Origin of the sequence: Coprococcus sp. AF38-1 (assembly GCF_003603945.1) — a bacterium.
Classification (GTDB): Bacteria; Bacillota; Clostridia; order Lachnospirales; family Lachnospiraceae; genus Coprococcus; species Coprococcus aceti.
In genome coordinates this window covers 359,127-380,791 of the sequence record NZ_QVGO01000001.1, presented here as the reverse complement: position 1 = coordinate 380,791, position 21,665 = coordinate 359,127, and the positions used below count along the sequence as shown (strand labels likewise).

At 41.8% G+C, this 21,665-nt stretch carries 20 protein-coding genes, 2 pseudogenes and 1 riboswitch; of the genes and pseudogenes, 4 read left to right on the top strand and 18 right to left on the bottom strand.

All coding sequences use genetic code 11. The features are described from left to right. Positions 1-3: 3 nt before the first annotated feature. The 3 genes from DW025_RS01920 to DW025_RS01910 form a co-directional block, all read right to left on the bottom strand. On the bottom strand, positions 4-657 hold the full coding sequence (locus tag DW025_RS01920) for an HAD family hydrolase (RefSeq protein ID WP_330521877.1): 654 nt from the start codon (positions 655-657) through the stop codon (positions 4-6). Positions 658-849: 192 nt separating this feature from the next. Next, complete coding sequence (locus DW025_RS01915; RefSeq protein WP_119998480.1) at positions 850-1,284, bottom strand: Hsp20/alpha crystallin family protein; 435 nt, start codon at positions 1,282-1,284, stop codon at positions 850-852. Positions 1,285-1,494: 210 nt separating this feature from the next. Then, positions 1,495-2,283, bottom strand: coding sequence for a metallophosphoesterase (locus tag DW025_RS01910; protein ID WP_118017273.1), 789 nt, complete (start codon positions 2,281-2,283; stop codon positions 1,495-1,497). Positions 2,284-2,547: 264 nt separating this feature from the next. Here DW025_RS01910 and DW025_RS01905 point away from each other — a divergent pair, with 264 nt between their 5' ends. Beyond that, positions 2,548-3,468 carry a tyrosine-type recombinase/integrase gene (locus tag DW025_RS01905; RefSeq protein ID WP_118758072.1) on the top strand — a complete coding sequence of 307 codons (921 nt, stop codon included), beginning with the start codon at positions 2,548-2,550 and terminating at the stop codon, positions 3,466-3,468. A gap of 264 nt (positions 3,469-3,732) precedes the next feature. Then, positions 3,733-3,809, bottom strand: a riboswitch (cyclic di-GMP riboswitch). Here DW025_RS01905 and DW025_RS14750 read toward each other — a convergent pair. The 9 genes from DW025_RS14750 to DW025_RS01865 form a co-directional block, all read right to left on the bottom strand. Beyond that, positions 3,776-4,060 (bottom strand): hypothetical protein, encoded by a 285-nt coding sequence (locus tag DW025_RS14750; RefSeq protein ID WP_147567732.1) that lies wholly within the window; start codon positions 4,058-4,060, stop codon positions 3,776-3,778. (Overlaps the previous riboswitch by 34 nt.) After that, entirely contained in the window at positions 4,044-4,901 is an 858-nt protein-coding gene (locus tag DW025_RS01900; RefSeq protein ID WP_118017269.1) for a hypothetical protein, read from the bottom strand. The genes DW025_RS14750 and DW025_RS01900 overlap by 17 nt, the downstream gene beginning before the upstream one ends. A gap of 105 nt (positions 4,902-5,006) precedes the next feature. Next, positions 5,007-5,657, bottom strand: a complete 651-nt coding sequence (locus DW025_RS01895) for an RloB domain-containing protein (protein WP_117550751.1) — start codon at positions 5,655-5,657, stop codon at positions 5,007-5,009. Continuing rightward, positions 5,650-6,825: an AAA family ATPase gene (locus DW025_RS01890; protein ID WP_119998478.1), complete on the bottom strand. Its 1,176-nt coding sequence runs from the start codon at positions 6,823-6,825 to the stop codon at positions 5,650-5,652. The genes DW025_RS01895 and DW025_RS01890 overlap by 8 nt, the downstream gene beginning before the upstream one ends. Positions 6,826-6,890: 65 nt before the next feature. After that, a complete protein-coding gene (locus DW025_RS01885) occupies positions 6,891-7,772 on the bottom strand; it encodes an ABC transporter permease (RefSeq protein WP_133302867.1) in 882 nt (293 codons plus the stop codon). Then, the gene (locus tag DW025_RS01880; protein WP_117550757.1) at positions 7,762-8,793 is read right to left on the bottom strand and encodes an efflux RND transporter periplasmic adaptor subunit; all 1,032 of its coding nucleotides are present in this window, start codon (positions 8,791-8,793) and stop codon (positions 7,762-7,764) included. Before DW025_RS01880 ends, DW025_RS01885 begins: the two co-directional genes overlap by 11 nt. A 36-nt stretch (positions 8,794-8,829) precedes the next feature. Beyond that, the gene (locus tag DW025_RS01875; protein ID WP_118017265.1) at positions 8,830-9,687 is read right to left on the bottom strand and encodes a carbohydrate ABC transporter permease; all 858 of its coding nucleotides are present in this window, start codon (positions 9,685-9,687) and stop codon (positions 8,830-8,832) included. Further along, positions 9,684-10,535 carry a carbohydrate ABC transporter permease gene (locus DW025_RS01870; RefSeq protein WP_118017263.1) on the bottom strand — a complete coding sequence of 284 codons (852 nt, stop codon included), beginning with the start codon at positions 10,533-10,535 and terminating at the stop codon, positions 9,684-9,686. The genes DW025_RS01875 and DW025_RS01870 overlap by 4 nt, the downstream gene beginning before the upstream one ends. Then, positions 10,528-12,810: an ABC transporter substrate-binding protein gene (locus DW025_RS01865; protein ID WP_119998474.1), complete on the bottom strand. Its 2,283-nt coding sequence runs from the start codon at positions 12,808-12,810 to the stop codon at positions 10,528-10,530. Before DW025_RS01865 ends, DW025_RS01870 begins: the two co-directional genes overlap by 8 nt. A 169-nt stretch (positions 12,811-12,979) precedes the next feature. Here DW025_RS01865 and DW025_RS15540 point away from each other — a divergent pair. The 3 genes and pseudogenes from DW025_RS15540 to DW025_RS01855 form a co-directional block, all read left to right on the top strand. Continuing rightward, a pseudogene (locus DW025_RS15540) lies at positions 12,980-13,339 on the top strand (response regulator transcription factor); the annotation flags it as partial. Between the two features lie 75 nt (positions 13,340-13,414). Next, the gene (locus DW025_RS15535) at positions 13,415-13,702 is read left to right on the top strand and encodes a helix-turn-helix domain-containing protein (RefSeq protein WP_442872010.1); all 288 of its coding nucleotides are present in this window, start codon (positions 13,415-13,417) and stop codon (positions 13,700-13,702) included. Next, positions 13,699-14,964, top strand: a complete 1,266-nt coding sequence (locus DW025_RS01855) for a sensor histidine kinase (RefSeq protein WP_118017259.1) — start codon at positions 13,699-13,701, stop codon at positions 14,962-14,964. Before DW025_RS15535 ends, DW025_RS01855 begins: the two co-directional genes overlap by 4 nt. Positions 14,965-15,012: 48 nt before the next feature. Here the strand turns inward: DW025_RS01855 and DW025_RS15430 are convergent. The 6 genes and pseudogenes from DW025_RS15430 to DW025_RS01825 all read right to left on the bottom strand — a co-directional run. Further along, positions 15,013-15,090: pseudogene (locus DW025_RS15430) on the bottom strand (hypothetical protein); the annotation flags it as partial. 84 nt (positions 15,091-15,174) lie between these two features. Beyond that, positions 15,175-16,449, bottom strand: coding sequence for a flagellin lysine-N-methylase (gene fliB / locus DW025_RS01845; protein WP_207666790.1), 1,275 nt, complete (start codon positions 16,447-16,449; stop codon positions 15,175-15,177). A 37-nt stretch (positions 16,450-16,486) separates the two neighbouring features. Continuing rightward, positions 16,487-17,524 (bottom strand): sensor histidine kinase, encoded by a 1,038-nt coding sequence (locus DW025_RS01840; RefSeq protein ID WP_119998470.1) that lies wholly within the window; start codon positions 17,522-17,524, stop codon positions 16,487-16,489. 24 nt (positions 17,525-17,548) lie between these two features. Beyond that, on the bottom strand, positions 17,549-18,235 hold the full coding sequence (locus DW025_RS01835) for a response regulator transcription factor (protein WP_119998468.1): 687 nt from the start codon (positions 18,233-18,235) through the stop codon (positions 17,549-17,551). Positions 18,236-18,345: 110 nt separating this feature from the next. Continuing rightward, complete coding sequence (locus DW025_RS01830; RefSeq protein ID WP_243104863.1) at positions 18,346-20,829, bottom strand: ABC transporter permease; 2,484 nt, start codon at positions 20,827-20,829, stop codon at positions 18,346-18,348. Then, the gene (locus DW025_RS01825) at positions 20,822-21,520 is read right to left on the bottom strand and encodes an ABC transporter ATP-binding protein (RefSeq protein WP_118758066.1); all 699 of its coding nucleotides are present in this window, start codon (positions 21,518-21,520) and stop codon (positions 20,822-20,824) included. The genes DW025_RS01830 and DW025_RS01825 overlap by 8 nt, the downstream gene beginning before the upstream one ends. Positions 21,521-21,665 lie beyond the last annotated feature (145 nt).

Genomic DNA, 21,665 nt, shown 5'->3' with positions numbered 1-21,665 from the left:
CTACTACTCTCCCAATACTATATCAACGATCTTCTGTGTGTCATGTATGACAAACGGTGCGCCAAGGCTCATGATGAACTCCTCGTCTCTGAATCCCCAGCCAACCATGATGACATCCGTTCCAGAATTTCTTGCTGTGGCAAGATCCACGTCAGAGTCACCTATATACACGACATCCTTCTTCTCAAGACCAAGCATTCTGAGGCACTCCTCCACCATGTCAGGTGCCGGTTTCTTTGCTATGCCAGACTTCTCACCAAGTGCGAAATCAAACATTCCTGGGAAATAGTCAACGCACAGATCCTGAACTGCGAAATCTGCCTTGTTGGACACAACCGCGGTCTTTACTCCTGCTGCCCTGAGCTTTGCAATTGCATCATGTATTCCGTCATATGGTCTGGTCTTGATGGCACTGTGCTCCTTATAATAAGAAGCAAATGTATCAAACACCTTATCTATCGTTGCCACATCAGTTCCCGCCGGCACAGCTCTCTCAATGAGCTTCCGTATGCCATTTCCAACAAAACGTCTGACCTCATCTATAGTCCTCTCCGGATATCCATGGTAGGAAAGCGCATAATTGGTACTGTCCGTCAGATCCTCCAGAGTGTTAAGTATTGTTCCGTCCATGTCAAATATCGCTGCCTTGTATTTCATGTCGTACATCTCCTTGTCACATTTGTATTTATGCTTATTCCCATTATAATCTGTGAGTTAAGGTTGTCAATCAACAATCCCCACGTGGGGACGGAGGGGTCAGGCACCTTCGTCCCCGTGGCAAAAAAACCGGCGCAGGAGGGAGGTTCCTGCGCCGGTCATCAACACTACAAAATGTATCCTTACGAAAGATTATTCAATTGTTATATACTTTGACTTTGGCTCCTCCGGCTTCTTCTCGACCTTTGGAACTGTGAGCTTAAGAACACCATCCTCAAACTTAGCCTTGATATCCTCCTGTGTCAGATCCTTGCCTACATAGAAGGTTCTGCTGCCCGAGCCGCTGTAACGCTCTCTTCTGATGTATCTGCTCTTCTTGTCCTCTTCCTTTGTCTCGCTCTTTGTTGTAGCGTTCACGATCAGGTAACCATCCTTGAGCTCGATCTTCACATTCTCTTTCTTTACTCCTGGAAGATTCATCTCTACTGTATAATCATTCTCACTCTCAGTTACATCAGCCTGCATAAATCCATTCATCTGTGTCTGCTTTGGTGCTGCGTAAGTCCTCTCCGGATATCCAAAGAAATCATCTAAAAAGCTATCTCCAATAATACTAGGCATTAACATAAGTCATCTCTCCTTCCAATATCTATACCGGATATCTCTTAACACCCGGTTTATATATGTTAATAAATTCGATGTCTCTCAAAGGATCGCTTCAAGGCTTATCGTTAATTTCTATTTAGAAGCTCTTTCCTTTGACTGATTATGTTATACCACTTTTATTAGCACTCTGCAATAGTGAGTGCTAATAATTTTTGTGAAGAATTTGTGAACTTACACATAGAACACTTCTTCATCCTCCAGCCTGATACACGCAAGTCTGGCATTCTTTCTTGTACTTCTCATCCAGCATCCACAGTCTATATCGTAGAACAATATATCACGATCCCTATCGTACATGCAAAACACCTGTCCATCATTCCAGGCGAATTCCCCTTCCTTAACCGTTGGCGTATGCCCGGCGATTATCGTACTATGGCATATACCGCCGATGGTATACCCATCATCCCTAGCATTCATATAGAATTCTTCCCTTGAACTGTACTTTGCTTTAAGCTCCGGTGTGTCAAGCTTTCTTATATATCCGGCATGGACAACTATACATTTCCTGTCATTCACCTCCATATCATAGTAATATGGCATGCGCTTTATCCGCTCCGTCCATGAAGTAAGCTGTGAAAATGTATATCCGGATTCTATCAGTTCGCATACCGTGCCGCAGCGGTCAAATCTCACACTGTCATCACGGCATGCAAGTCTGCTCATTGCATTATACAGCATTTTCGTATCCTTCCGGCTGTCAGCAACAAGATCCATTTTATAGCTGATAATTCTCATCGCCTCTATGTTCTGAACAAAATCCTCGTCATGGTTTCCCCGAATCAGAATGACATTTGCCGGCGCACGCATGATCCACTCCAGCATATCAGCATTCTTCGATCCTTTATCTATATAATCTCCCGCACTTATCAACGTATCCCCATCGCCGAATTGTATCTTTTCGAGCATCTTCTGCAGCTCATCGTAGCATCCGTGGATGTCCGATATAACGTAACTACTCATTTCCAGTCTCCTTTTATACAAACAAACCTTTACTCACAACAGACTTATGGTATTACCTTCATGTAAAAGTCGATACCGCGCAGATGTAAATTGTGGGTAAACGTATGATAATTATACACCCGATGTCTCAGCAAATGGGCATAAAAACAGTCATCTGCCCCTATATTTTTTTGTTATTCACATCAAATTAAACAGTCTTAATTACTTTCTTTCATTTTTCCTGTACCATATATTTCTGATAAATACATACAAAGGAGATTAACTATGGACACCATGAAAACATCTATAAAAAACTACTTGGAATACTGTGACAAACAGAAATGCCTAGATGAAAAGACCTTGAAAGCATATAAGATTGATTTAAATCAATTCGTAAGCTATATTTGCTCATCTGACATCACTGACATTTCCACAAATATATTGGAGGAATACATCGGAATACTTAATAACACATATAAACCCAAGACTGTAAAAAGGAAAATCGCATCTACTAAGGCTTTTTTTCATTATCTTGAATACAAAGAAATTCTGAATAACAATCCATTTAATAAATTGCAGCTTAAATTTCGCGAACCCATAATATTGCCCAAAACAATTCCAATTCGCACCATTGAAATATTTTTGTCTACTATTTATGAACAACTTAATTGTGCCAAAACCACCTACCAAAGAAGAAATTCTCTGAGGGACGCCGCTGTTATCGAGCTTTTATTTGCAACTGGCATGAGAATTTCTGAGCTTTGTGCATTAAAAATCAATGATATCAACCTATATGATGGAAGTATCCTTATATATGGCAAGGGCGATAAGGAGCGACGAATTCAGATAGGAAGTCCTTCTGTTATAAATATACTGAATAAATACAAAGTTGATTTTCATTCGGAAATAGTAAATTGCAATCACTTTTTTGCAAATCAATCTGGTCGACCTCTGACCGATCAGGCTGTACGCAGAATGATAAATAAATATACTTCACTTGCCGCTATTGATCTACACATCACCCCACATATGTTCAGACATACTTTTGCCACCAGCCTGCTGGACGCTGATGTAGATATCCGCTATATTCAGGAAATGCTTGGACACAGTTCTATCAATATTACCGAAATATACACTCACGTTACATTGGCAAAGCAACGAAGTATCTTGGCAACTAAGCATCCAAGAAATAATTTTAATATTTGAATGCTGAAAATCTTACCAACTATTTCTCTCTACGTTCTGGTACATTTAATGGATAATTCTATATTATCCTCTATTTCTAGACTATCAATTTAATTGGAGATTTTACTCATCCCCAACCACAATATACTCGTTTTTCTATATATTGTCAATTAAAAACACTCTTTTTAACCAGATGAGAAGCTTGTCCGTCAAGGCAAAAACAACTACTCCTACCATGCACCAAAAATGATCTATGCGACATACGCATAGATCCAACTGTTTCGTATCTGCAACTGGCTACTATTTTTACAAACCCTGTAGCTTTACGTCACAGCCTTTCGACTGCTTTACCCATATATTCAGATGTTTGTAATTCTATTTTGATAGCAGCACAATCAAGCCAATCCAGCACTTCCACCTTCTCCAGGTTTTCGTCAGAATGCTCTATCTCTCTTAAATATCTGTATGCAAGTTCTATAAGATCGTCTACGAAAATCTGCTCTCCATTTTTCAGCCGCCTTGAAGAATCACCAAAGGCGACTCTTACGCTTTTATAACCTCCACTTATAAGGTAGGACTCACCTTTAGTAATATTTTTATTTTTCCGTAACATCTATAAACTCATCAGAGCCTGTATCCTCCCACTGCTTTTTGCCGCTGCTGACCACTTTTTTAGTTTCAAGTACATATGCATATATGTCAACCATATGCCCTTCATCGTATGAAACAGTTTCATCTGCAGACGCATCCACCTTATACCGTACATATATGCAGCATTTGCCATTGGGTGATTTTCCATTATAGACAATGTAATCAATCATACCTGTATTTTCATTCAGCACACATCTGGACGAACGCTCCGAGGCACCATATGTGACGTCGAATTCTGTGCGATTGTCATCGTTATACAAATCGTATACCGCCTTATATCCAGCTGTTATGCTGACGTCATCAGGCATTTCTTCAGAGTTATTCCCTGGTATTTCGCCACCTGTTGTTTCTGTATCCGTTCTCGCTGTTTCAGTGGTTGTGGCAGCTGCCTGTTTTCGAATCGTTGTAAGCCTTTTTCTTTCTACACCGCCATCAAAATACATGGTAACAAGTTCATCGTATTGTTCGTTTCCGGATAATACAACTTCCACTCTGTCGGAACACCATGTCACATCCCAACTGTACTCATCAAATCTGGCTCCGTCATTGGCTATTTCAAATTCTGCTCTTGCCACCTTGCTATTTGCCATTTCCAGTATCAGCCTTCCCGGCGCACCGCCAAATGGCCAGTACGGCTCTCCAACCGAATACATCGACAATATGTATTGTTTATCAGGAGAACTTGTTTTATCAACGAGTTTCTCTTTATATCTGGTTGTGTATCTTAAACAGACAAACGGAATAAACACAATCAGCGCCAATACACCAAGTGTAATTGCCACTATTTTTATTGTCTTCTCCATATATCTTTATTTTTCTTCAATCTCCTCATAATACTTATTGAACACCAACCATGCAAAATTTTCATTGTTGATATTCCTGCATCTCCATCATCAACTCATGGCACATCACCAGTCGATCACATCAAAAAACTCTTCTATATTACTGCTCTTTATATTGATATTATCCATATCCACCACAGTATCTTTTACCACTATTTCAAAGTTCTTCTTCTTTATCTCATATCTGTTATATAGCAGCTTATCTTTTCCGGTAAGTGAAGACAGCATATTTACATATGATAACTCCCCACTATTGAGATAATTGTAAATATCTTTATTTCCCTTGAAAGCGGCAATACTTTTTGTACCAAATGATGACTGAATAAACTTATGAACATCCTGTCCTTTATACGCAGGACTGTGCAGGCAAGCCACATATTCAAAATTAGGATTGTCCATTATAATGAAATGTGGAGTGTTGCCTTTTTTATTTTGAATCATGCAATATTCAAGCAGCTTATTGAACCCATCCAGCTCGCCCTGTATAGTAGTAAGCCTATCCGCATCCACAATAATAAACTTTGCCAGATAGTTACTTTGCGACTCTGTTCTTATTTTCTGCAAGAAATTTGCATAGCCCCCACCATGCATATTAATTGGTTTCAAAACCAGTTCAACGCCCTGATTTCTTCTCATCTTATCTATATAATTGTATTCTGTATCTCCTTCACAAAATATTGCAAATCTTTTCTGTAGGATTCGCTTTTTTCTACTCAAACGCTGTACCTCCCAAAATCCCCTTCATGTAAAACTCATATATTTTTGTGTTTTCGTATCTAACTTCAGGAAAATCCGCAAGAGAATAAAGCTCTGAAACAAGATTCTCCCTGTTCTTTGTAATAAAATATATCTGTTCTTTCATATATGTCTTCAAGTTCAAATGAAGTACATTATGCGTTGAAAAGATAAATTGTCCTTTATGCTCCATTCCATTTATATATGCAATTACACGTTCTGATAAGATTGGATTAAGCACCCTATCCATCTCATCTGCAAATACAACCTTATCTGCATATACAACCCGAAAGATCTGCACTGCCCATGCAAAAAATTCACGAACACCAGTAGAATCCTGAGAAAGCTCTCGTTTAAATGTCTGTCCATTTGCATTTGAACGAATTATCATCGTTTTTGAATACGGTTTCTCTTCATCTACCTCTATCCCACATATGCTATAATCCACCATTCTGAAAATTTCCACATATCTTGGATCTTTGAGAATTTCAATATCCGACTCCTGTCTTATTATGTTTTCTACCTGTTCAGAAGGCAAAGTTCCCGGATATAATACATCTGCCATCCAGTCAACAGTCTCAGCCGCATCTGCATTCCCCAACAACGCAAGCTTGCTTACAAATAAGCCATAACTATTGTTGCTGTTCTCCAGTACAGTTGCGATTTCCTTTGCTTTTCCTCTTTTCTGTATATATTTCGAGTCTGAATCCCGCTTAATTTCAAATACCTCACTTGCAGCTCTTTTTCTGAGCTGACTCCTTATGAGTTTTTCACTATATATTCCCAAACTGTCCACTACTACTTCATATTCATAAACAAAATGATTTCTAGCTACAAACACGATATTAAATCTCTGTTTTGGTATTTTCTCATTTACCAATGTATCAGTATTTATATAGGCATTTACAGACTGCACTTTCAAGTTAGTATCAAACAACGATTTCAAATACTTTAAGCTGTTTATAAAATTAGATTTTCCACCTGCATTTTCACCGACAATTACAGCAGTCTTTAAAAGATCATATCCAATCAGAGTTGTTGTATAATTATCAGGAAAACGTTTCTTTACTTTTCCCCCAGGGGCTTCCATGGAAAACTCACTCTCTGCATTAAAGGAGCAGAAATTGTCAAACATATATCTTATAATCATATTTTTCACCACCTTTTATCACTAATTATATGCACAAAATTGCCATTGTAAACCATTTTTTTGTTTTACTTTTTTATATTTTCCCTAATGAATCTGCATATCATAATCATCCACACAAATAATATGAAAACAAAAATACCACTTCGCAATCTATACCTCTTCAGCTTCTGGCTGCACCTGTAATAGGATTTCTCCAGAACATCCTTGTCAGAATACAACTTTCTCTCATTTATGGACTTAAGCTCATCGCAGGTATCCCTCCAGAAATCAAAATCTGACCACTTTGACGGCAGATTTATGTCCGGTAAAATATCCAGATAATCTATAACATAGTAAAATCTGTTGCCATAACCATGATGACAGGCTACATCATCTGCATATTCACTCCTATAATTCTCATCCGATACGTCGAGCACTATGCCATTTATAGTTTTACTGTCAACAAACTCCCAGTCACCTCCACGTTCCTGCCCTGCCTGAACGATTATATAACTTTCCTCAGAGTCAACGATAGAACGGACAACATAAGTTTTTTCAAACACTTTTATAATAGAGCCAACGGTGCGACTGCTTCCAAACAGCGTATATGAAAGCTCCCCGCTTATTATGCATCCATCTGTATCATCTCTTTGCAGAGCCCCGGTTACCCCTAAAATATCCTCTACAGTAAAATCAACAACAACTATATCAGATTGGACTTTTTTATATACACTGTCCCCGGCAACTGTCTCCTCTGGGAAAATTCTATATGTTCCCTTTACATAGTCCTCGTCCTTCATTCTGGTGTACACAGTCTGCCCTGTGGTGACAAATGCATAGTTTCTGTCGCCATCATACCTAATACTTATATTTATTACATTCATGACATTCCATATAAACAACCACACCAATACAATACCGAAAACTATGCCGATCACAGCGCTCTTATAAAACCTTCTATTTTTCACGTACAGTATCACCGGCTTCCACTCTCTTATCTGAGCTTACAATAATCTTATCATCACTGGTCAAAGGGCTCTTCTTCAAACCTACGTCATAATTATTTGTATACCCGACTGTCACATATACCTTCGCAGCAACATATTCCGTCCCAAGAAGGTTTTCCTTCGGTCTCTCGACAAGCACATATGACCCAGACACATCAGCACGTATTGCGGCCACAGGAACCACAGAGCTGTAACTCTCAGACTGATGTGAAATCTCTGCCAGCACGCTGTCACCCACTTCAAATATATCTCCTGGAATAACTGCCTCCACTATATATCCCTGTCCACTATCAGCATCACTGTATATCGCAGATATTTCCGTATTCACACCGCTGCCGTCCTGCTGAACCATAACCTTGTCCCCTTTTTCTATATACCTTTTCTGTTCCTCTGTCACAGATATTTTAATAGTGTATTTATCTGCTTTCTCCGTGACCACAAAAGCCGCACTCTCCTCAGTTTTATTTCCTACATCGACTCTGGACTCCGATATGATTCCGTCAAGCTCCGAATAAACAATTCCATCATCATCCATAAGTTTTTCCAGAGATTGGAGCTGTTCATCTACCACTGCAATTTTGTCATCCATAACATCCATCTCTTCTCCCCATGTATACCAGTATTGCTCCTTCAGGCTTTTCTGCTCAAGCTTCTTCTCAAGATACACAGATCTGGCCATGTTCACATCCACCCTCATAAGCGGATCTCCCCGGTTAATCTTTTCCCCTGCACTGACAAATATCTCCTGCGTCGGGAGTCCGGGATAGATATACACCGGCGTCTTCTTATCCCCATCTATAACCACATCCTGTAAAACCTTCATAGACACCGTCCCCGACACTGCATACTCCGTTTCAACCCTCGGGGTAAGAGCACTGCTCGCAAACCTCGACACAAATGTGCCGACAATAACCACCGCCATAAAGATCATAACGGCCTTTATACCGCAGTCTGTCCATCGCTTTCCTGCAAATCGTCTCATAATACTTCTCCTGTTTTCTCCTACAATCTGCCTTTATCAATCTTCGGCAGAACCTATTGATATTCCATCAGCCAGAATTCCCCTACCGACATAGAACACGATCAGTGACGGAATACAACTGAACAGTGCAAATGCAAACGCTCTTCCCGCACTTCCCTCCGTCACATTTGGCAGATAAACAGACAATGGCCACAGGTACTTGTCCTTGAGAAACACGACCGGCTGCTCCACAACATTCCAGTATTCGAGAAATCCCAATATCACTGCAGCTATGATTCCTCTCTTTGCTATGGGTATGGCCATGTGTAAAAATATAGTGAAACTGCCCGCACCATCCAGCCGTGCCGCTTCTACCACTGAATCCGGGATCTGCTCAAATGCGCTATACATAATAAATATCGGAAAGGTTGAGAACATCAACGGCAGAATAATCGCCCAATGCGTATTTATCATGTTTAGCCTATTTAACACAATGTACTGCGACAGCATTGTCACCTGAAATGGAAGTATCATGCAGAACATATACAGACCAAATATCAGATTTGCCCATCTGCTGCCGCTCCGCGACAACCCCCACGCTGCTGGCACAGCGAACACAAGCTGTCCGGCTATCACCACCCCGACTATCTTCACGGAATTCCAGAAAAGTACATAGTATTCCGGAGTGTCAAATAACAGTTCTACAATATTTTTAAATGTCGGATATAGCGGGATCATATGCCACACAACATGTCTCGCACCACTATCTGCCCCCTGAAACAACAACTGATCCAGCTCCATCTCACCCATAAATGTTCCACTTAACAGAATCAATAAAGGGATTACCGCCAGCGCCGCTCCCATTATGACCAGTATCTTCAATAACAAATGTATCCCCTCTGCTACATACCTCATTTGATTCCACGTCCTCTCAGTAAAATCTTTCTTTTATATTTAACTGATATCTCATGCCAATCAGTGAGACATACTAAACGAATTATAAGTATGATTCCGAAAAATACCACGGCTGTCATAACTGCCCCCGCCGTAAGCCTGCTGATTTCCAGCTTCTCAAACCAGTTGTTAAACACATGCTGTATCTGATATATGCTCATGTCCGGATAGCTGCCTGCCATCAAATATTGCTCCCTAAATATCTTAAGGGAATTCACCACAGACAACATGGCAACTATGAAAAATGACCTTTTCATATTTGGAAGCGTGATCCTGAATAGCTGGGTATATCTTCCCGCTCCATCAACTCTGGCAGCATCGTACACAGTCTCCGGTATCGCCGACAACCCAGACATCCATATAAGCATATTGTACCCTGTGTTCTTAAATATAAATGTGCCCACAAACAGCCAGAAGACCGCCTTTCCCGAAAGAAGATCAGCAAACAATAGCCTCCAGACCACCGCAAGTGAATTTGATGGTATAACAAGCGGCACGAGAAATGCAAACCTGACTGCGCTGCTTTTCATTCCATATACCTCTACCGCAGCTATCAACGAGATTACCATGAGAAGTGGAACACTCACCAGCTCAAACTGCAGGGAGTTGCCTGCTGCTAGTCTGAATGCCGTATTTTCCCATACCGCTTTGTAATTTTGCAGTCCTGAAAAGCCACCATGCCCCACACTCTGAAATGACGATATAAATACATCCATCAGCGGAATAACAACAAAGATCATAACCCCCAAAAAACCCGGAATCACAAATCCGACTGTTCCTTTTGTCCTTCTGCTAACTAATTTATTCACTCAAATACACCCCTAAAAGTTTATCTATGGAATTAACTGTGCTGTCCAGACTATCCCCATTTTCAAGATAGTCTCCAACGTTATCCCTTATCACACTGCGCACCCTCGCATCAGTATTCGACGGAGTATCAAGCTCTCTCAATTTATCTATATAGTCCTCAAGATACTCATCCTTACGCCAATACGACCAATCCATGTAATCATTTCCCCCCAGGGTGATCTTTCCTCCCGGAGTTCCCATGGACTGTGCCTCTCTGTTCCATTCCCGCACGCCCTCCATATTGACCGGATTTCCACATTCAACGCCGTAATATATTTTCTGTACATCCGTACTGAACAGATCCTTCATAAAACTTATAGCCTGATCTAAACTCTTTGATCTGGAATTTATCGCAACAACCGTGTTTGGCACAAACACCTTTCCTCCACCATTTCCCCATATTTCATATGCGTAATCCGTATTTTCGCCGCTCTCACCTGTTCCGACCTCATAGTCCTCTTTTATACTGTAAAAACGCCAGGATTCTCCCATCGTCTTCATGTTCACAAATGCTGTTTTTCTTCCAGACCAGGCGCTGTTGAACAGCGGGCTCATATACTCACTGTTTATAGCTTTTTTTATCTGATCACTGTAGGTGCCCCACGTTGCACTCCACTCATCAATCTGATCCTGAGTCGTCCTTTCCATCTCCGTGTCATACAAAAGCTTTAAGTCCTCTAGAAATTTTCTGAGCATCTCTTCGTCATAATTTCCATTGCTATCCACAATCTCCGATGCGTATCCTGAATACAATATATCAAAATAACACTCCCAATTATAGAATGACAGGTCATTTCCATATTTTGGTCTGTCTTGACTGCTTATATATGCTGCAAGCGACTGTACATCCATCATGTTCTTTACCTCTTTTTCCGGCCCGATAATTGCAGTAAACGTCTCCATGGATGGAATTGCGTATATCGAACCATCCTCTTTCCTGTATGTGTTGAGAACATTTTCCAGACAGTCTGAATTTTCCTCCAGTATATCGTCATACACCTGTGACAATTCCAAGAGCACTCCGGTATCCTCATAGCTTCCCACATTCAATCCGTCCATTATGATAACATCAGGTCCCTCACCAGCGAGAAGCTGTGTATTGAGCGCTCTTATTGCATCGCTCTCAGATATTCCATTATCATCATCTATTCCCCATGTATACTTCACCGTCATGTCAGAATGGTATTCCTCGTACCATGAGATGAGAGTTTCATAGCTCTCTGCATAATATAACGAATATAGTGTAACTTCATTATCACCCATCTCTTCTTTGTCTTCTGCTGAAGCATAACCTGAATCATATGAATACACCACCACATACTTTCTTCCACTCTTGCCACCAGCTATCGCAACAAATGTATCACCGCCTTCAACCACATAGTCGTACTCAATATCTGAATCCCTGAACGTAGCAAGTCTAATTCCCAGCCTATCCTTCAGCTTATACTCATATAAACCTGTGCTCAGCATAAGATACAGTGAGTCCGAATCTTCGTCATATTTCATGATATTTCTGCAGCTCACCGCATCCATCCCCTTTTCGTTGAAGGTCTCGTCCAGGTCGTCCGCCATACTCTTATCAAATGCTGTGATGTTTTCAGTCTCACTTCCATCGGATATGTCATATGACAGAAGGCTCCTCTCTGTCAAAACCATAATCCTGTCGCTCGCCACACATATATCTGTGTAATTCATATTTTTGATGACAAATCTCTCTTCACCATCCATTGAAAAACACCTTATATCACCGCCCGGGCAGCCCGAGATATAGCCGGATCCGTCAGCAAGCACTCTGATAGCTGTCACATTTCCCTCAAATTCATCAGATAGCTGTCTGACCTCTCCATTCCCTGTTATGACGGCTATCCTGCTCTCCATGTCTCCATCTCCCAAGACACTGCTCAAAGCTATATATATACTTCCATCCCCATCAACATATGCCGCTGATATCTTCTCGTCCACTGACATCACGAAAGCTGAGTCAAGCTTTTCCTCCTGTACCTCACCATTAGGTGACGTGAATGTCAGCTTTACAGCCTCGCCGTCAGAATTTTCTCCTATACACACATAACCGTCCTGTGTCTTTCCTATTCCATACACCTCCGCCACATTCAATTGTGTCATCTGATATTCAGACAGTTCCTTCACCACCTCTTCATCTCCTGATGTTCCAGCGCAGCCACAGCATATTATCATGACAGCGGCAAGCAGTAAAAATATATTTATACGCCCCATGATTACCTCCTTTTCCCCAGTTAGCACTTCCTCTATTCACATATTTTCATGTACAAATTGTAGCATCTACAGACTCTCAGATTATCTAAAAACCATCTAAATTGCGTATACCGCTTTCAAACGCTCCCCAAATGAATTACTATAAAGTAAGAATGAAATGAACTACATTCCAGATTACAATAACGAAAAGGGGATATGTATGAACCTGCTGCTTGTGGAGGACGACCTCAATCTTGGGAAAATACTGAAAAGACAAATGGAAGATCACGGAATATCTGTGACGCTGTGTACAACTGGAAAGCAGAGCACAGAGCTCATATATTCCGGGGTGGATATCGACATCCTGGTGCTTGACTGGATGCTCCCTGACATGTCCGGTCTGGACATTCTCAATCAGTTATACTTTGACAGGATATCGATACCCGTGATTATGCTCACAGCCCTTGGGACACTCGAGAACAAAACTGCAGCATTTTCCCACGGTGCCGACGATTATATTGTCAAGCCTTTTGAATTTGATGAGCTGTTGGCTCGTATAAACGCACTTTACCGAAGAACCCAACAGATTGGTACATTTGACTATTCATATGGTGATGTCACTTATATGCTCGACAGCCGGACACTTCAATGTGGTACCCAGTCGGTGCGGCTCACCAACAGAGAATCCCAGCTATTTGAATTATTGCTGAGATCTGCTGGTAAGCTGGTAAGTCAAGACGAGATCATCGAAGCCATATGGGGACTGACCTCAAATGTGGGAAATGGGAATATACTGAATTACATTTATTTTCTGAGAAACAGATTAAAAACCATCCATAGCAGTCTTGTGATAAAGGTCGTATACGGCAGTGGCTACATGCTAGTCTGCAGAAAGGAGGACACATCTATATGATAGAACAGCTCAAAAGAAAACTTTCCATATTTCTCTCCTCCGTCATAGCAATTATTCTGACTGCCATGTCCATTCTTCTGCTCCACACTGTGATAAAGGAGTACACAAACAGCACGTACATATCGTACACAAGGGATGTAAACCTTTTATTCTCATATCTTGAACAGGTGAGCATCATAGACATGCCTATCCTCAATGAATATAGTGAGAAAAATCTTAATATAGACGTGCTGCGAAACAACAACACAATCGTCTCCACGAACAGCTTTGCAGAGAGCGCGTCAATTTTTGAAGCTGCATCTCCTTACAATCAGCCGATGTACTGGAAAGATTATTACAATGCGATAAATCAGGGCGAAAACAACAGGAGATTTTATATTGTCAGATATGATCATACCGACTACTGGAACAGCTACAGCATCATAAATATAGGTGGAAATTTCTATACCATACACACCATATTCAACAACGCTACGCTGTCTGCATACAAAGCAAAAATGATGATTTTATTTCTGATCATTACTACCATAGCAATAATACTTCTGTCCATATTCTCATGCATTTTTACAGGCAGGATACTTATCCCTGTAAATGTGGCTTATAAGAAACAGGATATGTTCATAGCTGTAGCATCCCATGAACTGAAGACTCCTGTAACCGTCATAAAATCATGTCTCAACGGACTGTCTGGCAGTAATCCTGACAAGACTGACAATGATTATATTTTGACAGCCCAGAGGGAATGTGACAGAATGACCGATATGGTGAACAATCTCCTGACATTTGCTGATATAAAGAAGTCAGGCAGGGATAACTTCGATGACATTCACCCGGAAGATATAATAATAGAATTATACGATCGCTTTGAATCAATTGCCATGCAAAAAAGTCTTGACCTGGCAGTATCCATACCTGACAATCCCCTTTCACCTGTCTACATGGACAGGGATAGAATGCTTCAATGCCTATCTATTCTGGTGGACAATGCCATATCATGCACCGCCGATGGACAGATAGCAATATCTGTATCCGCGGATGTTTCAAATCTATACTATACAGTATCAGATACAGGTTCTGGAATAAGCGATGAAGATAAGCCGCACATTTTCGAAACCTTCTATTCCAGACGCAACGACCATAAAAATCACTTTGGACTCGGTCTCAGCATCGCCAGGAGCATAGCAGAGCTCCACGGTGCTGACATAACAGTCAGTGACAATATTCCGCACGGAAGTATATTTACTATAACATTTAAGCTGTAAGTTACTTATTTCTACAAGCGGTGTAAGGCTTAATTTTGCAAATCGTTTTTACTTTCTGCCAGCCTGCGTATTTGCAACTATATAGCTGTAATACACTGTATCAAGCATCTCCCTGTCGTTGAAGTCATCGCCAAAGCTTTTTCCATTTCAGACTTATACATTTCTATCGTGTTGTCCAGAATTTTCATCATCTCCTCACAAACCAATAGACTAATCTATCTTTCCAAACCAATCCAGCACTTCCACCTTCTCCAGGTTTTCGTCAGAATGCTCTATCTCCCTTGAATATCTGTATGCCAGTTCTATGAGGTCATCCATGGAAATCTGCTCTCCATTTTTCAGCCATCTGGCCATGAGCAGCATATAAAGCTCAACAGCATGTCCTACGCAGGCCTCCACTTTGCCGATGATGTTGTCGTCGTACACGGCTCCCAGAAGATATATCGAGATGAAGTATACTACGATCTGCTCTAGCACAATCTCCATAGAAGGCAGTATTTCACCGACAGATGCATCGCAGAAATCAGAGTTCAGATCGCGCATGCCTTGATCATCAGCATTTACATTCTCTTCTGAAGCATTGCTGTCCGCAGCCCGCTCATCTGCCATATCCTGACACGCAGAATGCCTGCGCCACCATGCCTCAAACCTTCTCCGATTCTCCGTAAATGTTTCCTCGCCCCCACCAAACAAAAGCTCCTGCGACTCTATGAGCACATCCTCCCAGTCGTCGTACAAAAGCTCCAGCTCGTCAAGCAGAAAACCAAACTGTCTCTGTAACAAGACATATTCATCATCTAAAAAGACTTCATTATTGATCTCTGTATTAGAATGCTCTGGGCAAAATTCTATTTTTCTGCAAATCTCCGGCTTATCCTGCTCCTCACACTCATCCCACATGACAAGGTCGCCCTCATCATAGTGTCTCTGTGCCGACGCGCCAATCTGAAGCACCCGCTCGATTCTGATCCGGATGTCCACACTTCTGTCCTGAATGACATTCAGTATCGCCTCCCGGATATCCTCCAGATTGGAGTACAGGAAATAATCAAAATCGTCGAACACCTCATCCTCGTCATCCTCCTCGGTCACAAATGTCACCTTGTCCGTAATATTCATCAGTATCCGTGCCACCTCCGGACATGAAAGAGAAAGTGATATCTCCCGCACATTCTCGAATTCCTCCGTATGTCTCGGATACTCCCTGCAGGTGGTACAAAGGCTTTCCTTACCCATGTGTATATACAGATCACACAGCATGTCATCCCGCAGAAATGCACACTTTCCACTTCTGCCGTGTCTGAAAACGCCTTCTTTCCAATTTACCTTGCGGCGCAGCTCATCCCTGTACTCACCATTATAATCCTCATATTTTTCCAACGAATCGTCATCTATCACTATCTGCCATTTGCCGCAGCATGTGTCCGGGCATTTGTCCGCTATACAATTAAATTTCTTATAATAATCCGGGTATGTGTAAATCATATGTACTCCTTTATATATAATCATGCCATTATTCCATTCATCGGCTCTGCAGCACGATCACGAACTTGTTACCGCCCTTTTGGGGAATAACACTTAACATTCCGCCCTGTTTTTCTATGATCTCCCTTGACAGATAAAGGCCTATTCCAACACCATCCTTGTCACCGGAATTTCTGCCACGGTAAAACCTCTCAAATATATGTGTACGCTCATCCTCTCCTATTGGTTCATTCTCATCTGTCACACTGATTTCAACCGTGAGCCCTAGTTTTCTGACCGACAGGACTATCTCACTTCCGGCTTTTCCGTATTTTATCGCATTATCCAAAAGATTGAAACACGCTTCCGCGGTCCATCTTCTGTCGTGCTGTATATCACATTTCACCTGTTCATCATACCTGATAGTTATACCGGCATTTTTTGCACTCACATATACATCTTTCACTGCCTGCAGCACAGTGTCATTTATACTCTGGCTTTTCACATCGAGATTGATAAGTCCGCTTTCCAGTCTAGATACCTTTATCATACTCTCCGAGAGAAATGTCAGGCGATCCACCGCCAGTTCAAGGACTTGCAGGTATTTGGCACGCTCGTCATCACTTATATCCGGATTTTTTAGAAAATCCGTGTACATCCTCAGGTTCGATATTGGCGTCTTCAGTTGATGGGAAAGATCCGATACCAGTCCCTTAATATTCTCACGCTCTAACCTCTCTCTGGAATTCTGAAGCTTCAGCGCATCGATTATCTTGTCAACCTTGCTCTGCAGCCTTGATACCAGCGAGTCCTCATTTTCCGGAAATACCTGCTGCCGTTTCAGCTCAGAGAGATTGTCCAGAAGATCCGACATGGCTGCCACGACCTCCGAAATAAAGTCATCATCCGCCTTCTGCAGCAACCTTATGACAACAAACATAACTACACCACACGCCAGTGCGCCTATGGCCGCAAGTATTTTTCCTGAACATACATACTCAAATACTGCTAAAAACACAAACAAAAGAAGTGAGCATACATACAGCATCCTCACTCTCTTCGTATATTTACCATAGTTGTCAATATATTTATCCATATTATCTCTGTTATATACCCCTGCCTATGTCTCGCCAAATGTATATCCAATTCCAAACACCGTGATCACGTACTCCGGATTGCCGGCATCCTTTTCTATCTTCTGACGCAGTCTTCTGATATGCACATTCAGCGTGTTCTCATCCACATAATTTTCATTGTCATCCCAAATCTTCTGTATGATCATATCTCTTGTGAGAACGCGCCCCTTATTTTTTATCAGCAGTTCCAGTATCCTGTATTCCGTAACGGACAGCTTTATCGGTTCATCCGATATGTACACCTGCATCCGCTCAAAGTCAACACTCATATCCCCATAATGAAAACGTTCGTGCTTTACCCCATCCGGTACATTTTCACTTCTTCGAAGGACTGCCTCTATCCGCTGATACAGAAGTTCCACGGAAAACGGCTTTGCTATATAGTCATCACAGCCGGCCCGGAAACCCTCTATCATATCAGCCTCCGTATCTCTTGCCGTGAGGAAGATGATCGGGACCTTTGTACTTTTTCTCAGTTCTCTGCAATAGTCAAGACCCCTTCCATCGGGAAGGTTTCTGTCAAGCAATATCAGATCGAATCCATGTTCCAGACAGCCATCCGCCTCCTTGCATGAGTACGCAGTTTCAACTTCGTATCCCCTCTTTTCAAGGAACAGCTTCACACCTCCACATATGATCACATCATCCTCCACGACCAAAATACGTTTCATACTTTCTCCTATCAATTACATGTTGATTCCATATCATTTTCATGATTCCCGGTCTGCCAAATTACATGCTGATTCCATATCATTTTCACGACTCCCGGTCTGCCAAATATCTATGATGCTTCTCTCAGCCGGCTTGTCACCGTATCTTTTGTCACAAGTCTGAACACCATCGCCGGAACCACAATGCATATAGCAAACAGCACAACAACGACTCCGGCAACAAGTGCATACGGATAATGAAATACTGCATAATCAGCTATATTCACACATAGCCGACCAGTTCCATACATCATAAGGCTTCCAAGCGTCACAATAAGTACTGTTGTTATAATACCATAAAACATGCCCTCGTACATAAGCATATTACGTATCTGCCTCTTTGTCATTCCAACACTCTCAAGCACTGCCAGTTCCAGTTTTCTCGTATATACACCAGTGATCATGACATTGATATAATTCACCACTCCGATAAGTATCAATATGATCGATATTCCACCGCCTATCACCTCAAGCGACAGCATAGACTTCTTAAATTCCGAGCCCTCCACCGACCTGATATCACTCCCGGCTATGACTGGATTTTCCTTTACGATGCGCTGTACATATGGTGTCACTTCTGATTCTTTTCCTTTCTCCGCATCCGCAATGATGCATGAGATCGCCGCATCCGGAAACAGATCATCCATCACCGCATCACTCACAAATATCGCCTCCGGAGCTCCACCAAGTGTCCAATAATACCCAGCGGTGATTGCTGACTGCTCTGCTCTCATCATGGCTGCGCCAACTGTGATCTGTCTCTTCCTGCCCGTCTGGTCATTTACAAGTGTCAGAGTCTTATCCGTCATCCGCTCCGACGCTGATATGGAATCTACATAACCTATCAGACATACCTCTCCTTTTTCGAATGCATCTATATCAATCTTCTGTCTGGCAGTTTTGTTGTAGAGCTTTATCATATCTGAATTGACCGATATCAGCGGTGCCCCATACTGTGCCTCACTGTTGGTCGTTGTCTCATAAAATGTCGCAAGAGATTCAGGGTCATCCTCGCTCTCAATAAACGGTGCATAAAGTTCAGCGTCAAATGGCAGTCTTACATCTGCACTTCTGTTCGCCTCTACAGTATCCATACCCGGAATGCTCCGCATCTGATCCACGATGTCCGCCATGGTCGCCTGAGGCTTAGAGTTATCTGATTCTCCGCCGCCATACAGCACATAATCATTGTGAAGATAGTGCTCTATATAACTGTCCGCATCCATGCAGGATATAAATGTATTCACACACAGAAATGTAACTGAACCCATGAATATCGATGCGAACACAAGTATACTTCTCTTCTTTTCACGAAACACATTCCTCCATGCCATCTTCCGGGGTCTTCCTCCACCAGTGGACTTATATCTTGTTCCAGATATATTTCCAGCATATTTCATAGCATCGATTGCAGATATCTTCCCGGCATATTTTGCCGGTTTCCTTGCACTTATAAATACAGTCGCAAATGCAAATACCACGGAGAATACATATATTCCCGGATTGAAACTGACCGCCGATGAAAGTGCAGCTTCCCTGTCTATCGACAGCATGTTCATAGCAAGAGGAACAACGCCAAATGACACCGCCGTTCCAAGGAGTACCCCTATCGGAATTCCTATACAGGCCAGATACAGTGCCTGTTTTTTCACTATCTTCTGTATCTGGGACATCGTAGCCCCGATGGTTTTGAGCATTCCATAGAATCTTATATCCTTTGTAACAGATATATACATTACATTATATATAAGAAGATATCCACTAAGGAGTATCATAAGAGCAATAATGCCTATACTTATAGCTATAGCCACACGGTTTGACCCATTTTCAGACTGAACATCATATTTCACGTCAAACTTCTGGTCCTGCCTCAAAGTAACATTCTTCTCAAGTTCATCTTGGAGTTTATCACCCTTGCCCTCCTTTGCGGAGATACTGACACGTCCATCCTTCTGCATATCTATCCCCTGGGAATCCACATATTTCTTTGACACCAGGCATACGCTGCTCTTGGCAAATCCTGTGTACCAGCCTGAGAGCACAAAATTTTTTCTCTCACCATCCATCACAAACGTAACATTCTGACCTACCTTTGGCGACGTGATACCCATATTGTCAAGTATCTGCTTTGTGAGCATTATCTCATTCTCATCCTTCGGATAACTGCCATTTATATCGGTTATGGCAGGTTTCAGATTCTCATTAAATTCTGTATCATCATCATACTGAAGCAGATAACTGTACTTGCCTGATCCCGTGCTTACTGTCTGTGCATCGATCTGTATTCCCGCTGCAAGAAGTGACGGACAGGCCTTTATATCATTTATCTGACCTTCAGATGGACGCTCCATATATATAGAAGATCTTGTTCCCTGAAGTCTGAGCTGCATCTGGTTAAGATTTTTAGCTATTGAAAATCCCAATGTAAATACGGCCGTGAACATAAATGTTGTGAGAACGATCGCCAGAATAACAATTACATTTCGCACTTTGTTCTGCTTTAACATGCGGTGATATATCCTGCTCACCGCCGCCTGATTATTGTTTCTAAGCATCCTTCTCACCCCCATCTGGTACTCCTGCTGAGAAGATCCTGCCATCTTCGATCCGTATCATCTGGTCTGCCATGGTTGCTATCTCTTCATTATGAGTGATCATCACTATCGTCTGTGCAAATTCTTTACCAGTCAGCTTTAACAATGCAATGACATCCATACTGGTCTTGCTGTCCAGATTGCCTGTCGGCTCATCAGCCAATATGATAGAAGGTTTTGCTGCCAGCGCTCTGGCTATCGCAACCCTCTGCTGCTGGCCTCCTGACAGCTGGTTCGGCATGGAAAGTTTCTTTTCCGACAAGCCGAGCACATCCATAATTTTATCTACATACGCAGTGTCTATCTTCGTTCCATCCAGCTCGATCGGAAGCACTATATTCTCATACACATTTAATATTGGCACCAGATTGTAATTCTGGAAAACAAATCCTATCTTTCGTCTTCTGAATATCGTAAGTGCCTCATCGTCCATTTCAAAAATAGCTTTGCCGTCCAGTATAACATCTCCTGATGTTGGCCTGTCGAGACCCCCTAAGAGATTTAGAAGTGTTGACTTTCCACTTCCCGAACTGCCTATGATAGATACAAATTTTCCCTCTTCAATATCAAGTGACACATCTGTAAGCGCATGCACGACATTGTCTCCTGTTCCGTATGTCTTTGTAAGATTGTGGGTTGATAATATATTCATGATACCTCTTCCTTTTCATTTTCTTGTCTGTTCTATCTGATGATTTTATTCTAACATCCACATCTTACAATCTTATTACGTTTAATATTAAGATTTAGTGGTCACTGCTTACATTATCAATAAAAGGCCCAGCCACTGTTAATAA